Below are 26,518 nucleotides of genomic sequence, written 5' to 3'. Positions count from 1 at the left end.
GAAGAGGGAAAATCTGATTTCTTGGTGTTTCCAGCGCTCAAGATGCGGGGGTATTGATCGGTCTATGTCAACCAGTCTCGTGATGAATCGATGTTACTGAAACGACGGCCATCCGGCGCTGCTGGCGCTGGACGTCACCACCCTGGCAGGCGGTCAGCCGATCGTGGTCGACGGGAAGGTGATCGGCGCGGTGGGCGTGAGCACCCCGGTATGGGCCCACGATGATCCGACCTCGCAAGCTGTTGTGGTGTCTCACCCAGCGCAACGCAGCCGGTCGAGCCGTTAACGCTACGCTGTAGTGGATCACCGAAAGATCGATAGCGGTCACCCCTGACTGCTATCGATAGCTGCCCATGGTAGTGGGCTGCTGGCGAACGCCGAAGTACTTGATTTCGTCAGACGTGATGCCGTGTTTTTAGAATTTCACTGTGTAATCTACATTGACTCTCGTTTCGTTGTCGTCTCTGAAGGTTGCCGCTGAGCTCAGATCGTTTCGGTAAAATGCATGCCGGACGCGAAAGGCTAAATCTCTGGCTGGCCCAGACTGTACGACATAGGAAAGCTCCAGGTCTTTCGAAGACTCTGTGAGGTCGCTGCCTCCGAGATGGGGCAAATCAATATTCGTTCCCCTTAGATAGCGGATCATTCCCGAAAGCCCCGGAATACCCATCGCTACAAAGTTGTAATCGTATCGCAGAAGCATTGTGCGTTCTTTGGGGTTCACGAAATCCGCGCTCATGGTCCCATCACTCAGAACGACAGGCTCGCCTCCAGCGAGATAGGCGAAGGCCGTATCTCCGGTTTGATACATGTAGCCCATTCCAAACGTATGCCCACCCGTTTGGTAGCTCATCGTCAGGCCGGCATTAAGGTTGTCTACTTTGCCAGCCTCTGCACGCCCGTTCTCCCGGCTGTCGAACACTCGCAACTCCGTTTTCAACTTACCCCGCCCAGCTGCAATAGAATGAATACCTCCAATGAAGTCTTGCTCGTAGATATTTTCAAGATTTGCGTGGTAATAACGCGCTGTGAAATTTTCTGAAACGCGGTATTCGCCACCCAGGTAGTCGAAGCGATCAGAGAATACGCCAGGCTTGAACCGTCCGTTCGGTGAAGCCATTGCGATGAGCTGGTTGTTTGTCGAGTCCCGAAGGTTGACTCGATCCATTCGCCCGGCCTGTAACGTGAGGTTCTCAATCTCTGAGCTCGTTATTGACGCGCCCCTGAAAGTTTGAGGCAGGAGGCGTGCAGGGCTAGCAGTGATCACGGGAAGCGCGGGAAGTTGCGTGCCTACTGAAAGGTTCGTTTGTGAGAATCGAGCTTTCACCGCAACGGCGAGTTCAGAGTACGCGTCTTGTGCTCTGCGCGTCTGAGGATCTATAGGCAGCAGTTGGGTGCCCGATCGTTCAGGTGACGAATCAAGTTTCACCCCAAGCATCCCTGTGAGATCCAGGCCCAAGCCTACGGGGCCATCGGTGTAGCCAGAGTTCGCTTTGATAATGAAGCCTTGAGCCCATTCACGAACTGCCGAAACTGATGAGTCCCCTTTGTAATCTCGATCGAGATAGTAATTTCGGGTGGTCAGGGCAACCGTACTGTCTTCAAAAAAAGCTGCTGAAACAACAGTGCTCATGCAAAGCGATGGCACGCCTAGCGCAAACAGCGGCAAGCAATCGGCAAAACGTCGCATCGGATTTACCTTCTTGTTTTGGTTTTTTGGTATTTCAGAGGCTTGTGGCAGCGTGTAGTGCTTTGGGTGGAGTTATTCTCAGCAGGGCGACAGCTATAGCGGCGAGAACGAACGTCATTGCGAACAGCATGTACAAATCAGAAGGGGTCCATTGCGCGTCGATCAGACGTCCAGCTACAAGAGGGGAGGCAATTGCTCCCGCACGGCCGATGCCGATACCCCAACCCAAGCCAGTCACACGCTGGCTAGCGTCGTATATGGACGGTGTCAGCGCGTAAAGCCCCGCCACACAACCATTCACGAAAATGCCGATCAGGATGGCCAGCGCAAATGCCAGGTTCAGCGTGTTGGTAAATTTGACAAAGACGGCGAGCAGCAAGGCGTTTGCAAGGAGGTAGATCATCAGTACTTTGGACAACCGGAAGCGTGCGGCCAATAGCCCTACCAACGCAGTTCCGAATATACCCCCCACGTTGAGCAGCACACCTCCGGTGATACCTTGCTCATTGGACAGCCCCGCAGTGACAAGCAATCTTGGGGTCCAGCTCATTACAAAGTAGAAACCGAACATGACCAGAAAGAATGACGCCCAGATCAGCAACGTTGAGCGCAAGAGGGCGGGGGAAAACAGCTGAGCGAACGATGCTCGCAGTGATGGGCGCTCAACCTGGCTCGTTTCAGGCATTTCGGTAAGTGGTGCGAGTTTCACCTTGAGGCGCAAGTGGTTGATCCGCTTGATTGCGCTTTCGGACTTGCTCGACATCAAAAACGCGAGCGATTCTGGCAGCCACAAAAACAACGCTGGAAGGGTTGCGAGCGTGACGAACCCACCATAAAGAAACACGGACCTCCATCCCAGCGCAGGAATCATTTTTGCTGCGATTAGCCCACCAATGGTGGCGCCAAGCGCGTAGGCAGTCGATTGCAGGCTGATTGCGAGTCCCCGCCAGCGCTTGTTGGCGTATTCGCCAGCGATGACATAGCTGCTGGCCAAGATGCCACCGATTCCCAGGCCGGTCACGAAACGGAAGGCTGCAAGCATCTGTGGGCCGGTGGCCTGCGAGGATAGGACCATGCCTGTCCCTGCCACGCCTACACAGACAAGAATCAGCGGCCGACGACCGAAGCGGTCAGCCCAAGGGGCAATGAACAGTGAGCCAATTGCCATGCCGACCAAGCCAGCGCTCAGCAGATAACCAAGCCGCAGTCCGTTGAGCCCCCAGTCAGCGGCGACGGAGGAGGCTGTGAAGGCCATCACCAGAACGTCGAAGCCGTCTAGCATGTTGATTACGAAGCAGAGCGTGATGACCCACCATTGGAAGGCGGACATCTTTTTCTCATCGAGCTGGTGCCCGGCGTAGTTACTCATGATGGCAGGCCTCTTGACTGATGAAAGGCCTGTACGTCAGGTGCGCGGACAGGCTCTGCCGCATTGCCTGGGCGGCGAGTAGGAGAGGCATGGAGTAATCATTTTTTTGTACCTCAACCTTACTGGCCCCGAGATACACAACACCACGATTTCCGGACATAGCTAGGCCTCGCTCTCTTGTAGTTATCATTGAACAAGTTGCACGCTGGTGCAGGGTGTTTCAGAGCGCCCCAAGAGGGGCGGTATTGCGTTTGCGGCGTGTAAAAAAGTGCATAGATACCCGCACGATATAAATGCACTGCGCACTCAACTAACGGAGTTGCAAAGTTTTTCGATGATGCGACGGGCTCTGTTGGCGCCAGCATCGACATGGATGTCGATCATGGGCCGCTCACCGAACCGGCACATGTTCTTGTATTGAGACTCGATGACGACCTTGTCTTCATCGAACGTCATCATCGTTTGCTGGACGACCTTCGCCTTGACCTCTTCGTGATTGCTTTTCGGGTTGGTGGCGATTGTCCAGAAGTAGTGGCTGGTGGTCTCGGTTTCTGGGGTCACACCATGGAAACCGCGCATATGGAAGCCACCACGTTGTGGATTGTCCAAGGACTCGGTCCCCGCGTCAGTGGCACCTGTCCAAATACGCAGGTGGCTGACATGGAATTCAATTTCCTGCCATCGGTCGACAGTGTCTTTGAACGGATAAGCGGCCGCGTACGTCGGCGGCGGCACAGAGCCGGGCATGTGCCGAACCACACGAACATGATTGTCGTCACCTTCTACTGTCATTTTCGCATTCATGTGAATGCTGGCATTCCCGCCAATCGTGCGTAGGTGCACATAGCCCAAATGGCTCAGATCCATCAAGTTGTCGTGAATGAGCTGATACGGGGCATCGTAGTGATACACATCACCGTCAAAAAGATAGTCTCCACTGCTGTGGATATCGTAAGAGGGTGGTTCAGTAGTAGGCTCAGGATGTTCGGGGCTTGCGAACCAGATCCAGACAATCTGATCTTTTTCCACGACGTGGAAGGCTGCCACCTTCGCTTTACTCGGAATTTTGTCTTGCCCAGGAATCTCGATGCATTTGCCTTCATCGTTGAACAAGAGGCCATGATAGCCACAGCGAAGTCCCCCCGCCTCAAGTGTGCCGTCGGAGAGAGGCAACGCCCGATGGCAGCAGCGGTTCTCAAGGGCCGCTACCTTGCCATCCGCGGTGCGGAACATGACGACTGATTTATTCAACAAGGTTCGGCCTACGGGTCGATCCTTGAGTTCCCAACCCAAAGCAGCGACATACCATTGGTTGAGCGGAAATGTGGAGGGTTTGGCAGGCAAAATGTCCTGGGCCAACGACTGGAGAGAAGAGGCAGTCATAAGGGTCTCCATTAAACAGTTAGGTTTTGTCTGATACTAGAGATCAAGTACGAGCCGATGGGACTTCGCACGAGAGCAACACGGGGTGAAACAATCATTTCTGGCGTGCTCAACGGCCGTCATGAATTGATCCCTGTGATCGGGGATACCTTCCAGTACGCGTGTCACGCACGTCCCACAGATGCCTTGTTCACAGGACGTTTCTACTTCGACTCCCGCTTCGTCCAATACCTCGAACACGGTGCGGTCTGCCGGAATATCGAATGATCTGCCGCTGCGGGCGAGCACGACTTCGAAGGGTGCATTGGCACCTTGGTCAATGACTTGTCCGGCGAAGAACTCTCTGTGCATCCGCTCTTGCGGCCATCCGGCGGCCTCACCTGTATCAAGGATGTGATTCATGAAGCCGGAGGGGCCGCAGACGTAGAGATGGCGACCCTCATCGACTGCGTCGAGAATTGCTGCCGCATTCAGTTTTTGCTGTTGCGGACCGTTGTCATCGTGCAGCACTACGCGGTCCGCGAAGGGTGCGTCAGCGAGTGCCTTGACGAAGGCTGCCCGGTCGCAGGAGCGAAAGCAGTAATGAAGCTCGAAGTCAGCGTTACGATGGGCAAGTTCATACGCCATGGCCAGGATCGGGGTAATGCCGATACCACCTGCAAAAAGCAGATGACGTGCAGCGCCATGATCCAGTTTGAACAGGTTGCGCGGCGCACTGATGGTCAGTTCATGGCCTTGGCCGACAATCGAATGCATTGCCTCTGATCCGCCACGGGAGTTGGGTTCCTTGAGGACACTGATCAGATAACGATTGCGCTCTCGTGGGTCATTGCACAGCGAATACTGGCGAATGAGCCCACCCGGGATATGGACATCGATGTGAGCACCGGCCTCGAAGGGTGGCAGGGTTTCACCCTTCACGGGGCTCAATTCAAAGCTGCAAACACCTTCAGCTTCGTTTGCCTTGCGGCTAACGGTTACTTGAAGCATTACTCATCCCCCCACAGTTAAGTGGCTACAAAAAGAATACGGGTGGTTAATTCAACTGGGAGGAGGTCAGCCTGGAGCGAACGGCGGCCGCTCAGGTTTGCAGCTAGACACGCGGAAGGCGAGTGGATCGCGGATTTTCATGGCACTACCTGATAATTATTTTTGTGAGGTGCTTTGACGGCATATCATGCTGGGCTGGCCCCAGCTATTGGTTGAGTTAATCCTCGGATCAATTAGTTGCGGTGTCAACTAATTTTTCGAGAACTCGATTGGAGGTGTGCGCTCAATGGCCTCGGAACCCCAGCTGGACCTCGCTCGCTACGTGCCAGCGCAGCTGAATTTTTTATCCAACAAGCTCTCGTCAGGCGCTTCCCAGTGCTATCGCAAACACTTCGAGATTGGTGTTGTGGAGTGGAGGATGCTGTCCATGCTGGCCGTGGAAAGCGGGATCACTGCCAATCGGATCTGCCAGGTGATCGGTCTGGACAAAAGTGCTGTGAGCCGCGCGCTGCACGCGTTAGAGGTGGCAGGGCGAGTTCGCACAGAGGCGGATCCTGCTGATGGACGACGCTACACCGTGTCGCTTACAGAGAGCGGTACGCAGTTGTACAAGCGGGTCTTGAAGGTTGCGCTTGAGAGAGAGCGCCGTCTGCTCAGTGGCCTTTCACCTTCGGAAGTGGACACGCTGATCGACCTGCTCGGTCGCCTGAACGCCCAGGTCGCCAACGTCAATGAGTACGATCCAGAGAAACCGTGAATCGATTGCCTTTGTGGGCATGTCCTGTGGCTGAGAAGGGGTTGGCTCATTGGCGATAATCCACGAGCCAAGCTCTCGGCCGTGATGAGCTACGCCACTTCCTGGGACGGAACCGTCATGGACTTGAAATTGCTGCAGCGTGGAACTGCCACCGTTACCCGGTACGGGGGCAGTTCCAAGTCCTGGAGACCGCTCAATGGGAATGTCGCGGCATCCCTCCTTCGCGGGCAATCACACGCATGTACAGGGTGGCCGGTTCCAGGCAGCCACCGGTGGACAATTGCCCGACCAATTGGCGGTAGAGCTCTTGCCATGGTGTCTGAGAGACTGGGATGTTCGGCTTCCAGGCTGCGCGACGGCGCTCCACTTCCTTGTCGTCTACCAGCAGGTCGACGCGACGTTGGTTGAGGTCGACGCGCAGCAAGTCGTTGGTCTGAAGCAGTGCCAGGCCGCCCCCGACCGCCGCTTCCGGCGACATGTTGAGAATCGACGGGCTGGCCGAGGTGCCGCTCTGGCGACCGTCACCCAGGCAGGGCAGCGAGTCGATGCCCTTTCTGATCAGCGCCGCCGGTGGCGCCATGTTGACCACCTCTGCACTACCCGGGTAACCCACGGTGCCGGCGCCACGGATCACCAGGATGCAACGCTCGTCGATGTCCAGTGCTGGGTCATCGATGCGCGCGTGGTAGTCCTCGGGGCCCTCGAACACGATGGCCCGTGCCTCGAAGCTGTTTTCCTTGCCGGGCTCTGACAGATAGGTCTTGCGGAAGGCTTCGCCGACTACCGATATCTTCATGATCGCGCTGTCGAAGAAATTGCCACTGAGAACGATGAACCCAGCGCTGTGCTTGAGCGGCTCGTCGAACGGCAGAATCACGTCGCGGTTGCTGGTGACAGTGTCGCTGACCACCTCACCGATGGTCTTGCCGCTGACCGTGGCGCAAGCTTCGTGCAGGCGGCCTGCCTTGCGCAATTCGTGCATCACCGCCGGTACGCCACCGGCACGGTGGAAACCTTCGCCCAGGTACTTGCCCGCTGGCATGCAGTTGACCAGCAGCGGCACGTCTTCGCCAATGCGCTGCCAGTCGTCGAGCGACAGCTCGATGCCCATGTGTCGAGCGATGGCGATCAAGTGTGGTGGGCAATTGCTTGAGGCGCCTAGCGCCGAGGCTACAGCGATGGCGTTCTCGAATGCTTCTCGGGTCATGATTGATGAGGGGCGTACGTCTTGCATCACCAACTCGCAGATGCGCCTGCCGGTGGCGTAGGCCATCTGCCCGCGTTCCCGATAGGGCGCGGGGATACTGGCGCAACCGGGCAGCGACATGCCAAGGGCTTCGGCCAGAGCGTTCATCGACAGCGCCGTGCCCATTGTGTTGCAGTGGCCAACCGACGGCGAAGCGGCGGTAGTCATTTCCATGAAGCCTTCGTAGTCGATTTCGCCGGCAGCCATCAGATTGCGTGCGTGCCACAGCACCGTGCCCGAACCGATCAGCTGGCCCTTGTGATGGCCGTCGAGCATCGGCCCGCCGGACAGCACAATGGCCGGCAGGTCGGTGGTGGCGGCGGCCATCAAGCAGGCTGGCGTAGTCTTGTCGCAGCCGGTGGTCAACACCACGCCATCCAGCGGGTAGCCATGAAGGATTTCCACCAACCCCAGGTATGCCAGGTTGCGGTCGAGCGCGGCGGTGGGCCGACGGCTCTGTTCGGCTATCGGGTGCACCGGGAATTCCATCGGAATGCCTCCAGCATCACGGATGCCGGCCTTGACCCGCTGGGCCAGTTCCAGGTGGTGGCGGTTGCAGGGCGTCAGGTCGCTTCCGGTCTGTGCGATGCCAATGATCGGCCGCCCCGATTGCAGTTCATCGCGGGTCAGGCCGTAGTTCATGTAGCGCTCGACGTACAGCGCGGTCATGTCGGCGTGGCTCGGGTCGTCGAACCATTGCTGACTGCGCAGCGGGCGTTTCGGGGTATCGGTCATATCGCTCTCTCTTGTATTTGTTGGCCACCGGTCAGCGTTGCGGTACACCCGCGCCTGCATGGCTGTGTAGGGGGGAAGCACCGCTTGCCACTGCGTCGTCCAGTGCAGTCAGGTCGCGGCCACGGGTTTCGGTCGACAGCCAGGTGCCGATCAAGGTCAGCCCAGTCAGAACCAGGGTGTAGAGGGCCAGCACCCAGTAGGCACCACCGGCCAGACCGACCAGGAATATACCCAGGATCGGCGCCAGGCCGCCGGATAGCATCGCGCCGATTTCTCGGGCCAGAGCCACGCCGGAGTAGCGGTAGCGATTGCCGAACAGTTCGGTGAAATGCGCGCACTGGGCCCCAAGCATGCTATTGGCGGCCAAGGCGAAGCCACCTACTACTGCGATGCACACCAGTGTCGAGTCGCCGCTGTCGATCATCCACCACGAGGGGAATGCCCACAACGCGCCGAACAACGCCCCGCCACGGTACACCGCCAGGCGTCCGAAGCGATCGGACAACGCACCGAACAATGGGGTGGTGAACACGCTGAGGATACTGGCGGCCAGCACCGCATTGGTCCCTACGGTGGCCAGGTTGGCGCCATCCTGGCCGAGATGGCGGCTGGCGAAACCGGTCAGGAAGGCTATGGAAACAGTGGCATAGAGGGTCGAGCAGCCAGTTTCGGCCATGCGCATCAAAGTCGTAGCCGCCAGTGGCCGACGGGCATTACGCAACACGGCGCGCATCGGCGATTCGATAACCTGCTGGCTCTGGCTGAGCTGCTGGAACACCGGGCTTTCTTTGAGCTTGAGGCGAATCCATATGGCCATGAATATCAGCACTACGCTGGCCAGAAAGGGTATCCGCCAGCCCCAGTCGAGCAATTGCTCCTGTGTCAGCGAGGTCTGCATCACTTGGAAAGTGATGGTGGCAAGGGCCAGGCCGCTGAACACACCGATGAAGGGCAGGGCGGCGTAGAACCCTCGCCGCTCACGCGGAGCCAGCTCGGCCATCAGCGTCGCCGCGCCGGTCTGTTCGGCACCAGCACCGAAACCTTGCAGCAGGCGCAGCAGTACCAGCAGCACGGCCCCAGTTGCGCCGGTCGGTAGCAGGCCGATCAGGGTGGTCGCTGTGCCCATCAGGGCAATGGTCAGCAACAAGACCAGCTTGCGCCCTTTGCGGTCACCCAGCGAGCCAAAGAAAAGGCCGCCGAACGGCCGCGCCAGGAAGCCTGCGCCGTAGGTGGCGAAACTGGCGAGCAGGGCGCCAGTCGTACCGAGGGAGGGAAAGAATATATGGCCGAAGACCAGCGCCGAGGCTAGCCCATAAATGGCGAAATCGTAGTACTCGAGGGCACTGCCAATTGCGCCGGTATAGATCGCCCGTCGCAGCTGACGCGGGTCGGGCACTGTGTCCTTGGCTTGGGTTTGCATGTTTTGCCTCGCTTTTTTGTTGTTATGGGCCCGGCAGGAATCGTTTGTTTTACGGCTTCAGGAGCCCTCGAGCGGCTAGGTTTTGCATCATCGCGGCGAGGCCAAAGGTCCAAGGGTGGGCTTGGTCGCTTGTTGTGACTTGGTTATGCAGGTGGCCCAGGAACGTGCTGGCAATGCGTACTCGGTCGCCGGGTTTGTGAGTGAAGCCGGCGCCTGGCTGGTCGCGGTCCTCGGTGGGAGCGAAAAGCGTGCCGAGGAACAGCATGAAGCCGTCGGGGTACTGGTGGTTTTCGTTGAGGGTCTGGCGCACCAGATCCTCGGGGTCGCGGCTGATCTGGTCCATCGAACTGTGGCCAAGCAGGCGGTAGCCATCGCTGCCTTGGACTTCCAGATCGACCACACAGCGGCGCACTGTGTCTAGGTTGAAGGTTTCGTCGAACAGGCGAATGAACGGGCCGACGGCGCAAGAGGCGTTGTTGTCCTTGGCCTTGCTCAGTAGCAGCGCGCTACGGCCCTCGAAGTCGCGCAGGTTCAAGTCGTTGCCCAAGGTCGCGCCATGAATCCGCCCGCGGCTGTTGACTGCCAGTACCACCTCCGGTTCGGGGTTGTTCCATGCCGATATTGGGTGCACGCCGATAGCGCTGCCGCTGCCGACAGCTGCCAGCACCGGGGCTTTAGTGAATATTTCCGCATCCGGACCGATCCCGACCTCCAGGTATTGGGACCACATGCCCTTTTCTTTCAGCAGTGCTTTCAACGCCATTGCCTGAGGAGAGCCGGGCCGCACCGCACGCAAGTTGTCACCAATCACTGTGCGCACTGTGGCACGTACTGCTTCGGCTTTGCTGGCGTCGCCGCCTGCCTGCTCCTCAATGACCCGCTCGATCATGCTGGCGGCGAATGTCACTCCTGCGGCTTTGATTACCTGCAGGTCGACTGGCGCGAGCAGATAGGGCTTGCTCGCATCGAAGGCCGCACCGCTGTTGCTCAGCAGCGCCTCGACGCTACCCATAAATCGGCCTGGCGTGCTGCGTACAGCCTGCAGTGGATCTTCGTGCTCGAGCAACTGACTAAGGGTGGCGAAGCATTCGGACAGGTCGAACACGCCGTCACTACGCAGAACTATCGGCGAGGGGCCGCCGGGTTCACCGGGTGTCCAGGCGCGGCCGATAAGGGTACCGGCCAGGCCGTCGTCGGGAAGAGTATTGGCGCAAGTGAGCGTTATCGGCATGGCAGCTAGGTCTCTTGGATTTGAAAGCTGCACGCTAGGGCAAACCGTGCGATAAACTCCAATGGCATCTTTTCACTATTCGATAACATCAGGTTATTGCACCAAAGGTGGATTCATGTCGGACCTTTCTTTTTCTCACGTCTGCAACTGGCTTAAGTTCCGCCACCTCCTGCTCATCGACACACTCGGCCGCACCCACAACATGCATCTGGCAGCACAGCAGATGAACCTCAGCCAGCCGGCGATCAGCAAGATGCTCAAGGAGATCGAGAACCTGCTCGGCTTTCCCCTGTTCGAGCGTCTGCCACGAAGCATGCCGCCCACCGCCTTGGGCGAGCAGGTGGTGCGCTATGCACAGATCGCTCTCAATGATGCTCGGAACTTCGTCGACCAGATCGACAGCTTGCGCCAAGGAGGCCACGGTCATTTGAAGGTTGGCGGCATCTTTGCCGCCACCGCCGTGGCATTGCCCGATGCCATTGTCGAGATCAAGCAGCGCAAGCCGTTGCTTTCGATCGAGGTGGTGGAGCAGACCAGCGACCATCTCATGGCAATGTTGGAGGACAAGAACCTTCACTTGGCGGTAGCGCGATTCACCGATGTTTCACAGTGCCAGCGCTTCGACTTCCAGCCGCTGGCGCCGGAGCCGTTCTGCTTCGTGGTTAACGACCAGCACCCTTTGAGCGAAGCCGGGCCGGTGACGCTACCTCAGTTGCTCGAGTGGCCGTGGATCCTCTACCCCAAAGGCACGCCAATTCGCGGTCGCATGGAGCGCGCGTTCGCCGAGGCGGGCGTCGCAGTGCCACGCAACACGATCGACACCATTTCAATGCAGACCTTCCTCAAGGTGCTGTTGGGTGGCCCGATGATCGGCATGTTGCCCCAAGCGATGGTCGAGCCACACCTTGCCAGCGGGGTACTCATCAACCTCGACACACCGCTGCACCTGCCTCCCCAGGATTACGGCATCCTGACCCGCAAAGGCGAGCTCTTGACCGGTGTGGCGTTGGAGTTTGCCGAGATATTGGTGAACAACGCACGAAGGGCGCAGACGGACTGATAACACATAGTTATCGGATGATCCCCAAAAGCCATTGGGCAAGAATCGCAGAGCCGCATAGATTAGCGACCACTGTCTTACGCAAGGCGAAGGGACCATTCATGACTTCATTTGCAGGCCAACAATTCATCGGCGGTAGCCGCCGTGCTACTGGAACAGCGTCGTTGCGCAGCGTGGATGCGCACACCGGGCAGGCGCTACCTGGCGAGTTTTTCCAAGCTACCGAACAAGAAGTGAACGCTGCCGCTCTAGCGGCTGCCGCTGCATATCCAATCTACCGGGCGTTGTCCGCTCTGCGTCGCTCTGAATTCCTCGACGCCATCGCCGAAGCGCTGGATGGTCTGGGCGATGATTTCATTGCTACCGTGTGCCGCGAGACAGCCTTGCCACCAGCGAGAATCATGGGCGAGCGGGCGCGGACCAGCGGGCAGTTGCGGCTGTTCGCCTCGGTGCTGCGCCGTGGTGATTTCGCCGGCGCGCGTATCGACCGCGCGCAGCCCCAGCGCACCCCGCAGCCACGCTTGGACATCCGTCAGTGCCGCATGGGCCTGGGGCCAGTGGCGGTATTCGGCGCCAGTAACTTTCCTCTTGCATTTTCCACCGCCGGTGGCGATACAGCCGCAGCGCTGGCTGCGGGCTGCCCAGTGGTGTTCAAGGCGCACAGCGGCCACATGGGTACTGCGCAATGGGTGGCCGAAGCCATCGTAGGGGCCGCCGAGCGTTGTGGCATGCCTGCCGGGGTGTTCAACATGATTTTCGGCGGCGGCGTGGGTGAGGCTTTAGTCAAGCACCCTGCAATTCAGGCTGTTGGGTTCACCGGCTCGCTCAAAGGAGGCCGTGCCCTTTGCGACCTTGCCGCAGCACGACCACAACCGATCCCCGTTTTCGCCGAAATGAGCAGTATCAACCCGGTGCTGGTATTGCCCGGAGCCCTGGCGGTTCGCGCCGAGGCCGTGGCCCGTGAACTGGCTGCCTCGGTGGTGCTCGGGTGTGGGCAGTTCTGTACCAATCCCGGCTTGGTACTGGGGGCGAGTTCTCCTGAGTTCAGCGCTTTTGTCGAACACTTGCGTGCGCAGGTAGCCGACCAGGCACCGCAGACCATGCTCAACAAAGGCACCTTGGCCAGCTATGCCCACGGCGTGGCCACCCTCAAGGCACAGCCCGGCATTCGCCACCTGGCTGGTGCCGAGCAGCAGGGGAACCAGGCTTGGCCGCAGCTGTTCGAGGCAGATGCGCGGTTGCTACTGGATGGTGAGCCGTTATTGCAAGAAGAAGTCTTCGGACCGGCCACGGTGGTGGTCGAACTGGCCGACCAAGCCCAGTTGCTTACCGCACTGCATGCACTAAGTGGGCAACTGACCGCAACGCTGATCGGCGAGCAGAGCGACCTGGCCGCTGCCGCGCCACTGGTAGCCGTGCTGGAGCAGAAGGCCGGTCGGATACTCGTCAACGGTTACCCGACCGGTGTCGAGGTCTGCGACGCCATGGTGCACGGTGGGCCGTACCCGGCCACCTCTGACAGCCGTGGCACCTCAGTCGGCACACTGTCGATCGACCGCTTCCTGCGCCCGGTGTGCTACCAGAACTTCCCCGATGCGCTGCTGCCCGAAGCCCTGCGCGACTCCAATCCACTAGGGCTGCTGCGACTGGTCGATGGTCAGCCCAGCCGCGACCCGATTCGCTGACAGGCTCCACCATCGGGCGCCTGGGTGCCCGATGCTACCCAAATAACAACAATCAGGCGTGCCCGACATGCCAAGAGGCTGGTTATGGACCATCAAGTTGTCGACCCCGTGCGCGATCAGGCTTTTGAAGATCGCACCTATCGCAAAGTAATCGTACGAATCCTGCCGGTCCTATTGCTGTGTTACATGGCTGCCTATCTCGACCGGGTGAACATCGGATTCGCGAAACTGAGCATGCTGGAGGATCTGCAATTCAGTAATACCGTCTACGCCCTGGGCGCCAGCGTTTTCTTCTGGGGCTACTTCTTGTTTGAGGTCCCGAGCAATTTGTTGCTGCATCGATACGGTGCGCGGTTCTGGATCGCCCGCATCATGCTGAGCTGGGCCGTCATCTCAATGGCTGTCGCATTTACCCAGCCACTTGCCTCGTTCTTCCATGTCGAGTCCAGCACCATGTTCTACGTGCTGCGCTTCCTGCTCGGCATCTGTGAGGCGGGCTTCTTCCCAGGGGTGATTCTTTACCTCAACTACTGGTTCCCGACCCATCGTCAAAGCAGGGTGATGTCTGGCTTCCTGATGGCAATGCCGGTCAGCCTGACGCTAGGCGGTATCATGTCTGGCTGGCTTATGACCAGCATGGATGGCTGGCACGGTATGGCGGGCTGGCAGTGGATGCTTCTGGTCGAGGGCGTGCCGTCGGTGATCATGGCGGCAATCGTTTTTTGCTGCTTGTGCGACAACATCGACAAGGCTGCCTGGTTGTCCCCGGATGAAAAGGAGCTGCTCAAAGCCAATTTGAAGCAAGATGAGCACGGTAAGGTTTCACGTCTGAAAGATGTCTTCTTCAGCCCACGTGTCTGGCTGCTCGTCTTCATCCTGCTGACTTTCAACACAGGCTTTTATGGCCTGGCCTTCTGGATGCCTTCGATCATCAAGAGCGCGGGTGTGACCAGCAGTCTGGAAATCGGCTTGCTGACCGCTATCCCCTATGGCGTCGCGTTGATCGCCATGTTCCTCAACGCACGCCACTCCAATCGCACTGGTGAACGTCGGCTGCATGCCGCGATCCCAGCGTTTGTCGGGGGCTGCGGGTTGATCCTCAGCGCGGCTTTCGCACATGACGTTGTACTTTCAATCGTATTTCTGACCGTGGCTGCATCAGGGGTGCTTAGCCTGATGCCAATCTTCTGGACGCTGCCGGGCACGGTGCTCTCAGGTGTCGCAGCTGCGGCAGGCATTGGCATGATCAACGCTTTCGGCAACCTGTCCGGTTTTACAGGTTCGATGATTACAGCAGTGGCGGAGAACCTCACCGGCGACATTAACAACGGCACCTATGTGCTGGGCCTGTGCCTGTTCATCAGTGGAGCATTGATCATGGCGATCCCGGCCGCGATGTTGAAGCGGCCCGATTCGCAGCCCCGCACGCAGTTGAAGCTGGAGGCTGCATGAGCATCAGCCAAGGAGCAAGCCAGCGCCAGGCGCTGCTGATGTTGGCGCCGTTGCTCGACGAGCACGAAAAACAGCTCGCCAAGCAATTTGATCTGGTACGAGCGTTTGATTCGAAGGCCCAAGAGGCTGTCCTGGCCGACCGGCCGGAACGTTTCCGCGCGGTGGTGACCAACGGAGTGATAGGGGTGCCGACCAAGGCCATTGGCGCGCTGGTCAATCTTTCATTGATCGCCGTGAACGGTGTTGGAGTTGATGGCATTGATTTGGACCAGGTGAAAGCCCGCGGCATTCGGGTTGAGACGACGATCGATATCCTGACGGATGCGGTGGCGGATCACGCAGTGGCTTTGCTTTTGAGCCTGCTGCGCCAGGTCTGCGTGGCTGACCGATTCGTCCGGGCAGGCATGTGGCGTGGGGGCGCGTTCCCTTCGCTAGGTACCACGTTGCGAGGGCAGCGCGTCGGCATAATAGGCCTCGGACGTATAGGACAAGCGATTGCCAGTCGCCTGTTGCCGTTCGGAGTCAAGTTGGCGTACCACAACCGCAATGAGGTGCATGGCTGCAATTATGCCTACCACCCCAACGCCTGCAGCCTAGCCGCCCACAGCGACATTCTTATCGTGGCTGCCGCAGGAGGAAATGCCACGTCGTGCCTGGTCAATGCGACAGTGCTGGAAGCGCTTGGAGCGAAAGGCTTCATCGTCAACGTGGCGCGGGGCAGTGTGATCGACGAAGCGGAACTGGTTGCGCGATTGCAGGACGGGCGGCTTGGAGGGGCGGCCCTGGACGTGTACATAGATGAGCCACAAGTCCCCCCCAACTTGTTTGACCTGGACAACGTAGTGCTTCAACCGCACATAGGCAGCGCCACTCTGCAGACAAGGAAGGCGATGGGAGACTACGTCGTTAATGCGGTTTGTCGATGTACGCGGTGAAGGAACGGCGATACGTAAGCGCCCGGGGAAGGCACATTGCGATGCGCTAAGCTGTAATTCTTGAGGATTGAGGTCTCAGCATGGAATGTCACGTTCGTCCCGCCACGAGCAGAGATGCAGCCGCGATTAGCCGTGTAGTTCTAGCTGCCCTGCGAGAGTCAAATTCACAGGACTACCCGCCTGATGTGATCGCCAAGGTGGAACAGAGCTTTTCTCCTGAAGTCATCACCACACAGCTCGCCAAGCGCAGGGTTTTCGTAGCCTTGCTGGGCGAAAAAATTATTGGCACTGCCGGTCTCGACGGTGACGTGGTCAGAAGTGTTTTCGTTGACCCGGCTCACCAGAAAGGCGGTATAGGTCGGCATTTGATGGATGTCATTCATGCAGCCGCTGCCCGCGCAGGAATTGGTGCTGTGCGTGTGCCATCGTCGATTACAGCTGAAAGGTTTTATACCGCGTTGGGTTATCAGAAAATCCGCGACGAGTTTCATGGGGCGGAGCGCACCATCGTCATGGAAAAGCGGCTCTAGGATTAGGCCAGACTATTTATGCGCATCACCTCGACCTGGGGCTGCAACTGCAACGCTTGCGCTCTTGGCGGGATGAAAGCTGGCGGCTGCTCTTGGTAGAGCGGTAGCCATTTACGGATGACGTTGGCATTGATGGCGAGACTGGAATTCGCCGTACGCCTACCCGGTCGCGACTGACCGCTATCGACCCAGGCTGTGTGAAAACGCAGTAAATACATCGAAAACTCAGAGTCGAGCTGACTGCCTGTGGAATCAGCACGCGAGAGCCCGAATAGCCTCACCCAGCGAAAAAGACGTTTGCAGCGCTATATGGGCCGCGTCAGCGGCCCATATAGCTGTTTGCGGGTCAGCAAACAGCGGGGTTTACGCCCTGATCGCCTCAAGTAACCCTGCGATGCCGAAGATGCTCATCATTCGTTTGAGGTTGTAGGCGAGCACGTGAAGGCTCATTTCGGTGCTTACCCTCGGCAGGGTTTTGGTCAGGAAGTGGGTACTTCCCATCCAGAATTTGAGCGTGCCAAAGGGATGCTCCACCGTCTGCCGGCGAACCTTCATCTTCCCCGGATCATGCTCCAATCGAATCTGCACTCCTTCGACATTCGTCCGAAGCAGCCATGTAGATGAAGTCCTGCTTGCCGAATCGGCCTTCCGCTTTGCTGCTCGATGTCAGTGGTTTAGGTACAAAGGTGGTGATGCCAGCTTGCTCGCAAGCAAGGATTTCCGGGCCTTTGTAATAGCCTCTATCAGCAACCACCGTCAGCGCCTCAACACCGATTTCTTCCCGTGCCTGGTTAGCCATATTGCTCAGTTGCCCGCGATCATTACCAACGTTGGTCACCTCATGGGCAATGATCAGATGGTGTTTGTCGTCGACTGCTGTTTGTACGTTGTACCCAACTGTGCCGGAGCCTCGGCCGCTTGTGGCCATTGAACGGGCATCTGGATCGGTAAGCGAGATTTGCTGATCGGGACTGGCTTGAAGCTGCGCCTCGATGTCCTTGAGTTTTTGCATCTGCTGTTTCAGTTTTTCGACTTTGTCTTTCAACCGCTCAGTCTTGGCCTCGGCCACTTCCGGCGCTGCCCGATCCGCTGAATCCATTGCCGCTAGATAGCGGTCGATGCTCTGCTCGATCTGCTGCATGCGCGCCTTCACTTTGCCTTGAGTGAAATTGCGGTCGCGGTTATTCACGGCTTTGAATTTGCTGCCGTCGATGGCGATGATCGATTGGGAGAAGAGATTGAGGTTGCGGCAAAGTACAACGAACTGCCGGCAGACACTGCGAATGGCTTTACCATTGTCTCGGCGAAAGTCGGCAATCGTTTTGAAGTCAGGCGCCAATCGGCCTGTCAGCCACATCAGCTCGACATTACGCTCGGCCTCACGCTCAAGCCGGCGGCTGGACTGAATTCGGTTGAGATAGCCGTAGATGTAGATTTTTAGCAGCACTGCTGGATGGTAAGCCGGACGACCCGTTGCCGCAGGATCGACACCCTCGAACCCGAGTGTTCCAAGGTCGAGTTCATCGACAAAAACGTCGACTACCCGAACTGGGTTTTCTTCGGTGATGTAGTCGTCCAGGCACTCCGGCAGCAACGTGACTTGCGTCCGAGACTCACCTTCAATGAATCGCTTCATGATCGTCCCCGCCGCGATCTCGACGATCAGAAGGTTAGACAATCGCAGGCGTTTTCACACAGCCTGGGTCGATAGCCAGCGCCCCCCACGGTAGCCTCAGGAGATACACGTAGCATGTCCTTTACAGCAATCGTAATTCTTGGCATGTGGCTATATGCGATAGGATCACTGGCCACATTGCCGTGCAAGATCATTGGCATGAAGCGGCGATCCGAGGACATTCGGACCTTTCTGACGCGGCGGCGACTTCTCTTTCTTGGCGTGCTCTACCTGATCACTGCACCGTTAGTAGGACTGCTCATCATTGGCATCAGTGCCGCCGGGATAAGCGGGAGCGACGCATCGGGCGTATCCGATACGTTTGTATTTTTTGGCTGGCTGAACCTATGGACGCTCCTGACGGCCGGCTGCTTTGCCTTGGTCGGTGCCTGCCTGTGGCGTCGCTCCTGATAACTCCGCGAAAGCGACGGTTCTCAGGCAAACGTCAAATGATAACCAAGGCTCACCAACTTCCTGGCACATCCCAAGCAATCAGGCCGTTCCAGCATCGCCCCCAAAGGTGTTTACCTGACAGGCTCCATTGCAGTTGCTCAATACCACTGCATTTGGCGTCGTCGGTTTTCAGTGTCAACGATCGCCCGCTTTGCAGGTTCCATAGCACTACCGCATCTTCAGGGCCGCCGGTGCCCATTGCCAGCAGTTGACCGTCAGGCGAGCCCACTGCGGTACCCAGTGAGTCCTGCCCCGGAAGTGTCAGCGAATAGCGAATCTTGCCACTGGCGATGTCGACAACATGCAGGCCAGGCTTGCGCCGTTGGCCCTCCATCAACACGAAGCCGACGGCAATCCATCCGCCTTTGGCCGAACCAAATGGCTCCGGCGTCCACTGTGCCATGCCGCTGTCATCCCGCAAGTCGACCTCACCAAAACGCCGAGGCAGCTTCACCACGCGCAGCACATGGCCCGTCTTGCCATTGATTTCGGTGAGCCCGTAAAGGTCTTCAACCCATGCGTTGGGCGTAGGCCCATCCCAATGCACGGGCTTGATCTGACTGTTGGTGCGCGATGGTCCCTTCATCATGTCCTGACGTGAAGAAGCATAGCGCAGCGTATACGACCATTCGCTACCCTCTTCAGCGGGTTGTGCAGCGGGCTCCCACACTTCCAGCGTATCCCGATTGCCTCGATAGTTGTGGCGGTAAGTCAGCGGTACGCCATCTCCGTCATGCACGTAGTCAATGTAGTCGTAGCCCAGCCGGTCGGGTGTGTCGTAGGCCATCGGGTGTGTGGCCACCGTTGTGCTTTTCGCGTCAAAACGAATGACCAGACCTTCCAATGCCAGGTACGCCGAAGCCCCACTGACATCACGGGCCAATTGCGACTTGCTGTAACTCCCCGCAGACGTCCAGACCTCGCGCGGCTCGCCACCCGTGGCTGGCGACCAGTAAAGCAGTGCGCGTGGGTAGTTGCGGTATAGCAAAACGCTGTCATCGGCCAGTACGGTGAATTTGTCCGTGCTGCGCACAGCGAACACGGCGGCTGCCTGGAGTATCTGCGCATGGCTGTCCGGAAGGGTGAGTTTGGGCTCGCTAACCAGCGGGGTTGGGGTTTGTGTTGCAGGCGCGCGCCACTGTTCCGGGTTTGCTCCCAGTTGCAGATTGGCCTTGGGCATTGCACTCAACGCGCCGTAAACCGGGCTGAGCAGTTCCTCTGGCACGCTTTGCCGATGCAATCGATCTGGGGCGGTAGGGCTGAAGATGTCGAATTTGGCAAGTTCCCGTAGCCGGCCGATGAAGTTGGCCTTGGGATTGGGAAACTCGTCGACTCGCGTCAGGTAGACTGCGCTGGCAGGCCGCCCAAAGACAGCGTCGAGTTGCTTCACGTCGGCAACGAGAATGCTTGTACTGCGCCCAAGTGCGCCGTGAGTACGTCGCACGCTGCCGTGCCAGTGTTTGAATGGCTCCGTCAAAGGCCCCATGAGCGCGTTGCCTGATTGAAAGCGTATAGTCCTTTCGATACGGGCAATATGATTGGGAATTTCGGAACTGGCCAACGCCCCCTCACGAACATCCTGCTGCAACTTGGGTAGAACGACCTGGTCGACCAGGTTTTTCACCAGATCGGGTCGACGCGACAGCAGTACCTCGCCCCAGTCGTCGTTCAGGCGCGACAACGGTTGTTGAACAATCTCGTCGTCCACAGGGCCAAGTTGCCTCAATGCCGAAGCGACTATCGGCATAACCTGGGTGTACGGCAGATCCACGACGATTTCTACACTGGCAAGCCTGCGCCCGTCTTTGGCCAATTCCTGCGACTGCAAAGCCGACGGCAACCCACGTTCGAGGTCCTCGGCCGCAGGCGGGCGGATCTGCCATCCCTGTGGTAACGCTGCCGCGTGGCTTGAACCACAGCAGCCGATTGCTGCAATGCACAAGGCGTGCTTCCAGAAATTTGCCGGGTTCATACAGATTGCCTCCTTGGCAGTTTGGCGCTACGGGCTAGCTCTATGTTGAGACTGCTTAGCCGTACAAATGAACTGATTAGAAGAATGGAATCAACGTGGCAACTGCCACAACGGCTTGAACCAAGAGCGTTACCGAAAGCCATTTTGGCTCCCGCCGGATAAACCAGTAAATCGCGTTCAATATCATTGAAATCAGGTTGGTGAGCCCCAAGACGGCGAACGCAAGGATGCCCGAGATTTTGACAGGGGAAGTGGTTGGCGATTGCAGCATGTAGAGCGCCAGGATTAGGCCCAGGATCACTGTTGTGATCGAAAGCCCAGCGACCGTGCGGGTAAATCGTAAAGCTTCGTCAGGCGTCATGCCTTGGGATGTCCTTCTATGACCAGGCTTGGGGCATCACTGCCATCTGGCCTATTCTGCGACGTTCATAGAAGGGTTCACAAGGACGTCCATGATTCCTGTCGATATGCCACTCATGTTGCTCGGCTACATGATCTACATTTTTTCCGAAGTTTTTCTCTGGCTTTTCATCGCCGGCCTGATCGCCTTGCTGATTCCGCGAAGCCGTCGTTATATGGCGGCGCGGCGCTGGAGGTGCGGCTTGTTGCTGGTGTTGCTTGCAGCCGGCAGTGTGCCATACATCGAGTCCACCAACAGGCTCTGGCAGGATTGGCGTGCGCACAATCCCCGCCTCGAATACGAGGAAGTGCTCGGTGATTTGGTGCTTCCAGCCGGGACGCGAGTCCATCTGCAAAACCTGGAGCCTTTCAACGACCTGTCCGGCGATCCCGTGCCCTATGGCATGCAGAGCCTGGATCATGCTGATTTCGACCGCACGCCAGGTCACATCATGGGCATGCCTGTGCGTCGTCTGAAACTGGCGCAGGGCCATGGATTCGCGACGGTCGAGACCCTGTCGGCCCATGACCTGGCAGGATGGAAATGTGAGCCTGGGGAGATCGAGTTCGATTTTCCGTTCGGTGCTCATTTCAAGTTTTCCGAATGGAAGATGAGTCGATGCACGCTGGCGCCAGGTACAGACCTGGGCGGCATCGTCTGGCCTGGGCCGGTGAGGGTATCCACCAACACCACGGGTTGGCTGGCCAGGTCCGAGGAAAGCCCGGTCAAGCTACTGGGGATCGAACTGCGCTCACTGATCATGATTCTGGATCGGCCTTATGGGGAAGGTCGCTCATGGGAAGGCTACTCGAACCAACCTTTCGACTTCGGCCCTGTTCACTATCCTGCCGACATCCAAGTCAGCCGTTATCAAGGCCAGATGCAGTTCAGCCTGCCACCTGACGCACAAGCCGAGGATCGACGTACTGGAATGCCCATAGAAGGCGGGCAGACGGTGGTGCAGAGCATGGCTGGTGAGGTACTAGAAGTCCGTACCAACCGCTCTATGGGTGTTTATTTCCCTGACGAAATCATAGTGCGCTGAGGCTCAATGAACTGAGGCGGGCCGCAGTGTCCGCAATGGGTCCAGGCTGTGTGAAAACGCTTGGCGCGATCCGGCTGGTTAGAAAATGACCAGAATTTCGCGCTCCTGCGCGAAATCTGGGTTAGCTGAATAACCAAGCCATTTCAGATTTCACGTACGCTCGCGATCTTCAGAGACCCGTTTGAGTTTTCACACAGCCTGGACCCATTGCGGTCGTTCGTGAAAGCTAACAAAGGCCGCAAGTTGACGTTCGCGTGGAAACCCCACATCAAAAGACATCAGCTTGGAGTTTGCGAGGTGGCAATGGGGTATGTTGTCGCCGCCCCCTCCAAACTGACCTGTCATTCCTGCGTGAGCACTCAATGCTGATCTCTACCCTTATCGACGGCCGACTGATATCGCCAGCCTTGCCGGACGAACCCCTCGTGCCCTGGTGGAGTTTCACGAAAACGGTGTTAGCCGCGACCGCCCTGACATTGGTGCGCGACGGTAGGCTCGACTTGGATGCTTCGCTTCCCGAAGGTGTTTTCACTCTGCGCCAACTGCTGCGTCACGAGGCGGGCCTTGCGGACTATGGCGAACTTCCCGAATACCACGCCGCCGTAGCCAACCATGAGTCCGCATGGCCCGCAGGCGAAATGATGCAGCGCCTGGATGGACACCGACTCCGATACAACCCGGGAACGGGTTGGCATTACTCGAATGTTGGTTTCATGCTGGTAGCCCAAATCATCGAGCGTGCCGCCGATCTGCCGCTCGCAGACGCTATCAGGCAGCAAGTCCTGAGTCCGCTTGGCATATCGACGGTTCGCTTGGCAACGGAGCGTGCTGAGCTGAATGGGAGGCTCCTCGGCAGGTCGTTGAATTACGACCCCGGCTGGGTCTACCACGGATTGCTGATTGGCCCTGTCTCACAGGCTGCCCGGCTGCTGGATGGCGTGCTCGCTGGAGGCCTCCTACCCAACAATCTGCTTCAGGAAATGCAGACGACGCGGGTACTGGGTGGCCCGATAGCAGGCCGGCCTTGGCTCGCGCCCGGTTACGCACTCGGCATGATGCGAGGTGGAATCGAGGGTGACTTGATGTTGGCTGGGCATACCGGATTGGGCCCGGGAAGCGTTATTGCGGTCTATCGGTGTGTCGTTGGTGACTCCGCCGCATGCTGTGCAGCTCACTCGATTGGGGCGGATGAGGCAGGTATCGAAAAGCTGGTAGTTCAAGAAATACGAGAGGCGCTGGAAGCGACACGCTGAAGCTTCGCGTGCCCCTCGGGGCGCTCTCTCTGCGCAATGTCCGTAATGGCTCCACAGCAGCCGGTCGCGACCGACTGACCGCTTTCGACCCGAGGCAGGCAGCGATAAAGCTCCGTGGTCAGTACTGGCCTCATCGCCGGCAAGCCGGCCCACAGAATGGACTCTCCCCAGAGAATCACCAGCCTTCAGGCATGCGCTGTACCTGTGGGAGCCGCGCTTGCCGGCGATGGGCCGCGAAGCGGCCCCGGTTACAGATGTCCGCCATCGTCAGGCAGTTCAGCCCTTAGTGCATCATGCCCAGCTCGGCATCATCCATCAGTGCTTTGGCCAACGCACTCAGGTAGTGGGAAGCCCAGATCAGCTGTGGTTTATCTTCCATCAAGCCTTCGATGGTCAGGTCCCGCACATAGCCCATCAGCTCTGAAGCCTGTTCGCGGGCATTTTCACCCTGGTAGAACGTGGTCTTACCGACAGTGACTTTGGTGTCGTCTGGGGTCATTGCGTATTCTCCCCGAAGGTTTAGGGCCTGGGCGTCATGACGGGCAACCCGCCTTTAGCTCAGCACCGGTCTCACGCAGCGCGCTGTGCGTATGGGCTTGCTGGCGACAGCGCCCGCCCAGGCAAAACAGGCTTAACGGCCTAGTGCAGGGTGCGTGGCTCGGGCGGCATCTGCAGCTGGATCAGGGCTGATTCGAGCAGCACGCGTAGCGACTCGAGCTCATGCATCGAGGCCATCATCAGAACCGAGGCGGGCGTTCTGGGCTGTAGCGAAACAGCCTGCTGCGCCACGCTCTGCGCGCACAGGGCGAACTCCGCAGCCTGGATGATCGTGTCTTCGAGGGAGTGGTGGTTGTGGGGTGGATCGGGGACGACCTTTAACATAATGATTTTACCGTTAGCGGGGCCGTCACCCACCTGCTGTCAAACAGTGGGGTGGCAGCTGTACGTGGGTTGACAGACCGGCGGTAAAATCACGAAAAGCTCCGGCGCACGCAAGCGTGCCCACACGCACAGCCACCATAAAAAGGAGACCGTCTGCGTGATTTACCGTCACAGCCTGTCAAAGCTGTATCGTTGATGAGCAACGACCCGCCGAGACTAGAATGCAGCCCAAGCGACCGCAACGGAAAAAGTGCGGCGAGAGTATGTTTGGGAAATGGACTACAAGGAAGAGGGAAAATCTGATTTCTTAGTGTTTCCAGAGCTCAAGATGTGGGGGTATTGATCGGTCTATGTCAACCAGCCTCGCGATGAATCGATGTTACTGATGCTGGGAAAGCGATGATCGAAACACAAGTATGTGAAGGATTCCCCAGGCTGGAGTGTCGGCCTCACGGTCCCTCTGACTCAGAGATGGTCTGCCCGCACCGTCAGGAAATGTTTCTTGAAGAGGGCGGAGTCTTGAAACACCACAGGTCATGGCTCAGCACTTTCACCGATGGCTGGAGGAGCGGCTCGGTGACGGTCGGTATTATGGATTCAAGCTCTTGGACCTTGACCAGCCGGCCTACCGCCGCCGAGGCCTAGCCTTGGCCTTGATGCAAGCTGCTGATGCCGAGTTCGCTCGCCGGTGACCTCTCTATATCGCTGGAGACCACGCATGCGGTAGTTGTGCCAACGCCGGCATGATGTGCGACCTCATTTTTCAGTGCTGATCGTAACGTCAATTTGATCCAATCGTTCTGGCCAAGCGCCTGCTGGACTGTGCGCTGGATGGCCAGCTTCAGATCAATTTGCCCGATCTGGGAACTGCATGATATAAATGATATTCACTATCAATTGGATGCCGTCATGGCCTCGACTGACAACGATCTCTTGCAAGCCTTGGCCTTGCACTATGACGATCTGGTCGAGCATATCCGTCGACGCTTTTCCAACCAGCATTTCGCCCGTGACGTGGTCCATGATGTTTGCGTGCAGATCCTGGAAAAACCACCGGTCAAGGCCATCAGCGTACCCATCGCCTTTCTGCGCCGTGCCACGCTCAACCGCGCCATTGATCGGCGCCGCGCCGAAAGCACCCGCTCGTTGTACATGCAGAGCCAGATAGCCGTGGTCGAGCAGCATCGCGACGACCTCGACGGCGCGCTGGCACTGGAGTTCGAACAGCGCCTGAAGGCGCTGCTGGCGGTGATCGAATCGTTGCCAGCCCGCCAGCGCCACGTGTTTCTTCTGCACCGCATCCACGGCATGCCTCAACATGACATCGCAAACGAGCTAGGCATTTCCGTCAACATGGTCGCCCAGCACTTCATGCGGGCCATGCGCACCCTTGCGCAGCGCTGGCAGCCGGAGGCCTGACCATTGCAACGCAAAACCCCACCCACCGCCCCCATCAGTTCTGATGACCTAGAGCCTTACGCCAAGTCGCTGCGCGCCCTGGTGCCCAGTCGCGAAGCCCTGCTGGCCGAAGCCAGGGCGCAGAGCACACGCAATGCCAGTCGTCGGCGCAAGGCTGCCGGCACAGCCTTGCTGCTGGCTCTGGCCGGCTGGGCCTGGCTGGCCGACCCGGCGCTCGGCTACCGCCAGATCGAAGTCGCCAGCAGTGGACGCGAAGTGCTGCACCTGAGTGACGGCAGCCGAATCGAGCTGGACGCCGGTAGCGTGCTGCGCATCGAGTACCGCCTGCGCAGCCGGCAGTTCGAGCTGCTCGACGGCGAAGGTCTGTTCAGCGTGGCACATCAACCCAAGCCCTTCATCGTGCGCAGCCAAGGTGTGGCAGTGCGCGACATCGGCACGGTGTTCGATGTGCGCAGCGACCTGCGCGGTGTGCGAGTGGCTGTTCTGGAGGGGGCGGTGGAAGTGGACAACGGCGAGGCCCGCAGGCAGCTCACCGCCAAGGAGCAGTTGCTCGCCAGCCCGCTGGCCCTTGGCCCGATCGAAGCGACAAGGCCCGGTGAACTGGAGGCATGGCGGCGTGACCTGTTCCACTTCGACGGCACGCCGCTGGACGTGGTTGTCGCTCAACTACGGCGCCATCGCGCCGCGCCGATTCAACTAGAAGGTGCACCCGCTGGGGCGTATCGACTAAGCGGTGAGTTCCTGACTGGCAACGTCGAACAGCTGATCGACACGCTCCCCCGGCTGGCTCCGGTAACCGTGCACCGCGAAGATGGCGGTGTGGTGAAGGTAGTTGTGCGTCACTGATAATTATTTTCAGGCACACATCAAAGTTCGCCATGGCACAAACGCCAATCCCTATGAAACTCATTCTCATTACATTTCGATAGGGATTCC

22 protein-coding genes and 1 pseudogene are annotated in these 26,518 nt (G+C 58.4%); 11 read left to right on the top strand and 12 right to left on the bottom strand.

Features of this window, described 5'->3' with window-relative positions:
* Positions 1-415: 415 nt before the first annotated feature.
* The 4 genes from JOE27_RS06355 to JOE27_RS06340 form a co-directional block, all read right to left on the bottom strand.
* Positions 416-1,690: an OprD family porin gene (locus JOE27_RS06355; RefSeq protein WP_204918267.1), complete on the bottom strand. Its 1,275-nt coding sequence runs from the start codon at positions 1,688-1,690 to the stop codon at positions 416-418.
* A gap of 34 nt (positions 1,691-1,724) precedes the next feature.
* A complete protein-coding gene (locus tag JOE27_RS06350; RefSeq protein WP_119687304.1) occupies positions 1,725-3,059 on the bottom strand; it encodes an MFS transporter in 1,335 nt (444 codons plus the stop codon).
* A gap of 306 nt (positions 3,060-3,365) precedes the next feature.
* Positions 3,366-4,442 carry an aromatic ring-hydroxylating dioxygenase subunit alpha gene (locus tag JOE27_RS06345; protein ID WP_161872813.1) on the bottom strand — a complete coding sequence of 359 codons (1,077 nt, stop codon included), beginning with the start codon at positions 4,440-4,442 and terminating at the stop codon, positions 3,366-3,368.
* 36 nt (positions 4,443-4,478) lie between these two features.
* Positions 4,479-5,432 carry a PDR/VanB family oxidoreductase gene (locus JOE27_RS06340; RefSeq protein ID WP_204918266.1) on the bottom strand — a complete coding sequence of 318 codons (954 nt, stop codon included), beginning with the start codon at positions 5,430-5,432 and terminating at the stop codon, positions 4,479-4,481.
* Positions 5,433-5,718: 286 nt separating this feature from the next.
* On the opposite strand from JOE27_RS06340, the gene JOE27_RS06335 reads away from it, so the two are divergent.
* On the top strand, positions 5,719-6,189 hold the full coding sequence (locus tag JOE27_RS06335; RefSeq protein WP_012314964.1) for a MarR family winged helix-turn-helix transcriptional regulator: 471 nt from the start codon (positions 5,719-5,721) through the stop codon (positions 6,187-6,189).
* Positions 6,190-6,382: 193 nt separating this feature from the next.
* Here JOE27_RS06335 and JOE27_RS06330 read toward each other — a convergent pair whose 3' ends face one another.
* From JOE27_RS06330 to JOE27_RS06320, 3 genes are read right to left on the bottom strand one after another with little or no spacing between them, the layout of a single operon-like run.
* Positions 6,383-8,170 (bottom strand): IlvD/Edd family dehydratase, encoded by a 1,788-nt coding sequence (locus JOE27_RS06330; protein WP_115274452.1) that lies wholly within the window; start codon positions 8,168-8,170, stop codon positions 6,383-6,385.
* Positions 8,171-8,201: 31 nt separating this feature from the next.
* Entirely contained in the window at positions 8,202-9,590 is a 1,389-nt protein-coding gene (locus JOE27_RS06325) for an MFS transporter (protein ID WP_012314962.1), read from the bottom strand.
* Positions 9,591-9,639: 49 nt separating this feature from the next.
* The gene (locus tag JOE27_RS06320; protein ID WP_204918264.1) at positions 9,640-10,821 is read right to left on the bottom strand and encodes a fumarylacetoacetate hydrolase family protein; all 1,182 of its coding nucleotides are present in this window, start codon (positions 10,819-10,821) and stop codon (positions 9,640-9,642) included.
* A gap of 115 nt (positions 10,822-10,936) precedes the next feature.
* Between JOE27_RS06320 and JOE27_RS06315 the strand changes: the two genes are divergently transcribed.
* The 5 genes from JOE27_RS06315 to JOE27_RS06295 all read left to right on the top strand — a co-directional run bounded on the left by JOE27_RS06315 (position 10,937) and on the right by JOE27_RS06295 (position 16,483).
* Positions 10,937-11,881, top strand: coding sequence for a LysR family transcriptional regulator (locus JOE27_RS06315; RefSeq protein WP_204918262.1), 945 nt, complete (start codon positions 10,937-10,939; stop codon positions 11,879-11,881).
* Positions 11,882-11,982: 101 nt separating this feature from the next.
* A complete protein-coding gene (locus JOE27_RS06310; protein ID WP_204918260.1) occupies positions 11,983-13,566 on the top strand; it encodes an aldehyde dehydrogenase (NADP(+)) in 1,584 nt (527 codons plus the stop codon).
* 84 nt (positions 13,567-13,650) lie between these two features.
* Complete coding sequence (locus JOE27_RS06305) at positions 13,651-15,018, top strand: MFS transporter (protein ID WP_204918258.1); 1,368 nt, start codon at positions 13,651-13,653, stop codon at positions 15,016-15,018.
* On the top strand, positions 15,015-15,953 hold the full coding sequence (locus JOE27_RS06300; RefSeq protein WP_204918256.1) for a 2-hydroxyacid dehydrogenase: 939 nt from the start codon (positions 15,015-15,017) through the stop codon (positions 15,951-15,953). Before JOE27_RS06305 ends, JOE27_RS06300 begins: the two co-directional genes overlap by 4 nt.
* A gap of 80 nt (positions 15,954-16,033) precedes the next feature.
* Complete coding sequence (locus JOE27_RS06295; RefSeq protein WP_119687296.1) at positions 16,034-16,483, top strand: GNAT family N-acetyltransferase; 450 nt, start codon at positions 16,034-16,036, stop codon at positions 16,481-16,483.
* A 363-nt stretch (positions 16,484-16,846) separates the two neighbouring features.
* On the opposite strand, the pseudogene JOE27_RS06290 reads toward JOE27_RS06295, so the two are convergent.
* Positions 16,847-18,119 (bottom strand): annotated as a pseudogene (locus tag JOE27_RS06290) (IS1182 family transposase).
* 114 nt (positions 18,120-18,233) lie between these two features.
* Between JOE27_RS06290 and JOE27_RS06285 the strand changes: the two are divergent.
* Complete coding sequence (locus JOE27_RS06285) at positions 18,234-18,569, top strand: hypothetical protein (protein WP_039601381.1); 336 nt, start codon at positions 18,234-18,236, stop codon at positions 18,567-18,569.
* 52 nt (positions 18,570-18,621) lie between these two features.
* On the opposite strand, the gene JOE27_RS06280 is transcribed toward JOE27_RS06285, so the two are convergent.
* A complete protein-coding gene (locus JOE27_RS06280) occupies positions 18,622-20,583 on the bottom strand; it encodes a WD40 repeat domain-containing protein (protein ID WP_119687295.1) in 1,962 nt (653 codons plus the stop codon).
* Positions 20,584-20,659: 76 nt separating this feature from the next.
* On the bottom strand, positions 20,660-20,944 hold the full coding sequence (locus JOE27_RS06275) for a hypothetical protein (protein WP_115274461.1): 285 nt from the start codon (positions 20,942-20,944) through the stop codon (positions 20,660-20,662).
* A 91-nt stretch (positions 20,945-21,035) separates the two neighbouring features.
* Here JOE27_RS06275 and JOE27_RS06270 point away from each other — a divergent pair, with 91 nt between their 5' ends.
* Together JOE27_RS06270 and JOE27_RS06265 are read left to right on the top strand one after the other, a co-directional pair.
* Positions 21,036-22,028 carry a hypothetical protein gene (locus JOE27_RS06270; RefSeq protein WP_119687294.1) on the top strand — a complete coding sequence of 331 codons (993 nt, stop codon included), beginning with the start codon at positions 21,036-21,038 and terminating at the stop codon, positions 22,026-22,028.
* A gap of 362 nt (positions 22,029-22,390) precedes the next feature.
* Positions 22,391-23,281, top strand: a complete 891-nt coding sequence (locus tag JOE27_RS06265) for a serine hydrolase domain-containing protein (RefSeq protein ID WP_119687293.1) — start codon at positions 22,391-22,393, stop codon at positions 23,279-23,281.
* Between the two features lie 283 nt (positions 23,282-23,564).
* Here the strand turns inward: JOE27_RS06265 and JOE27_RS06260 are convergent, their stop codons facing one another.
* Both JOE27_RS06260 and JOE27_RS06255 read right to left on the bottom strand, forming a co-directional pair.
* Positions 23,565-23,780 (bottom strand): DUF3077 domain-containing protein, encoded by a 216-nt coding sequence (locus JOE27_RS06260; RefSeq protein WP_119687292.1) that lies wholly within the window; start codon positions 23,778-23,780, stop codon positions 23,565-23,567.
* Positions 23,781-23,920: 140 nt separating this feature from the next.
* A complete protein-coding gene (locus tag JOE27_RS06255; protein WP_012314948.1) occupies positions 23,921-24,163 on the bottom strand; it encodes a hypothetical protein in 243 nt (80 codons plus the stop codon).
* 909 nt (positions 24,164-25,072) lie between these two features.
* On the opposite strand from JOE27_RS06255, the gene JOE27_RS06250 reads away from it, so the two are divergent.
* Together JOE27_RS06250 and JOE27_RS06245 are read left to right on the top strand one after the other, a co-directional pair.
* Positions 25,073-25,582 carry an RNA polymerase sigma factor gene (locus JOE27_RS06250; RefSeq protein WP_182445202.1) on the top strand — a complete coding sequence of 170 codons (510 nt, stop codon included), beginning with the start codon at positions 25,073-25,075 and terminating at the stop codon, positions 25,580-25,582.
* Between the two features lie 3 nt (positions 25,583-25,585).
* On the top strand, positions 25,586-26,428 hold the full coding sequence (locus tag JOE27_RS06245) for a FecR domain-containing protein (RefSeq protein ID WP_177010495.1): 843 nt from the start codon (positions 25,586-25,588) through the stop codon (positions 26,426-26,428).
* Positions 26,429-26,518 lie beyond the last annotated feature (90 nt).

This window comes from Pseudomonas sp. M5, assembly GCF_016907075.1.
Taxonomy (GTDB): domain Bacteria; phylum Pseudomonadota; class Gammaproteobacteria; order Pseudomonadales; family Pseudomonadaceae; genus Aquipseudomonas; species Aquipseudomonas putida_E.
This window is presented reverse-complemented; position numbering and strand designations above follow the sequence as displayed.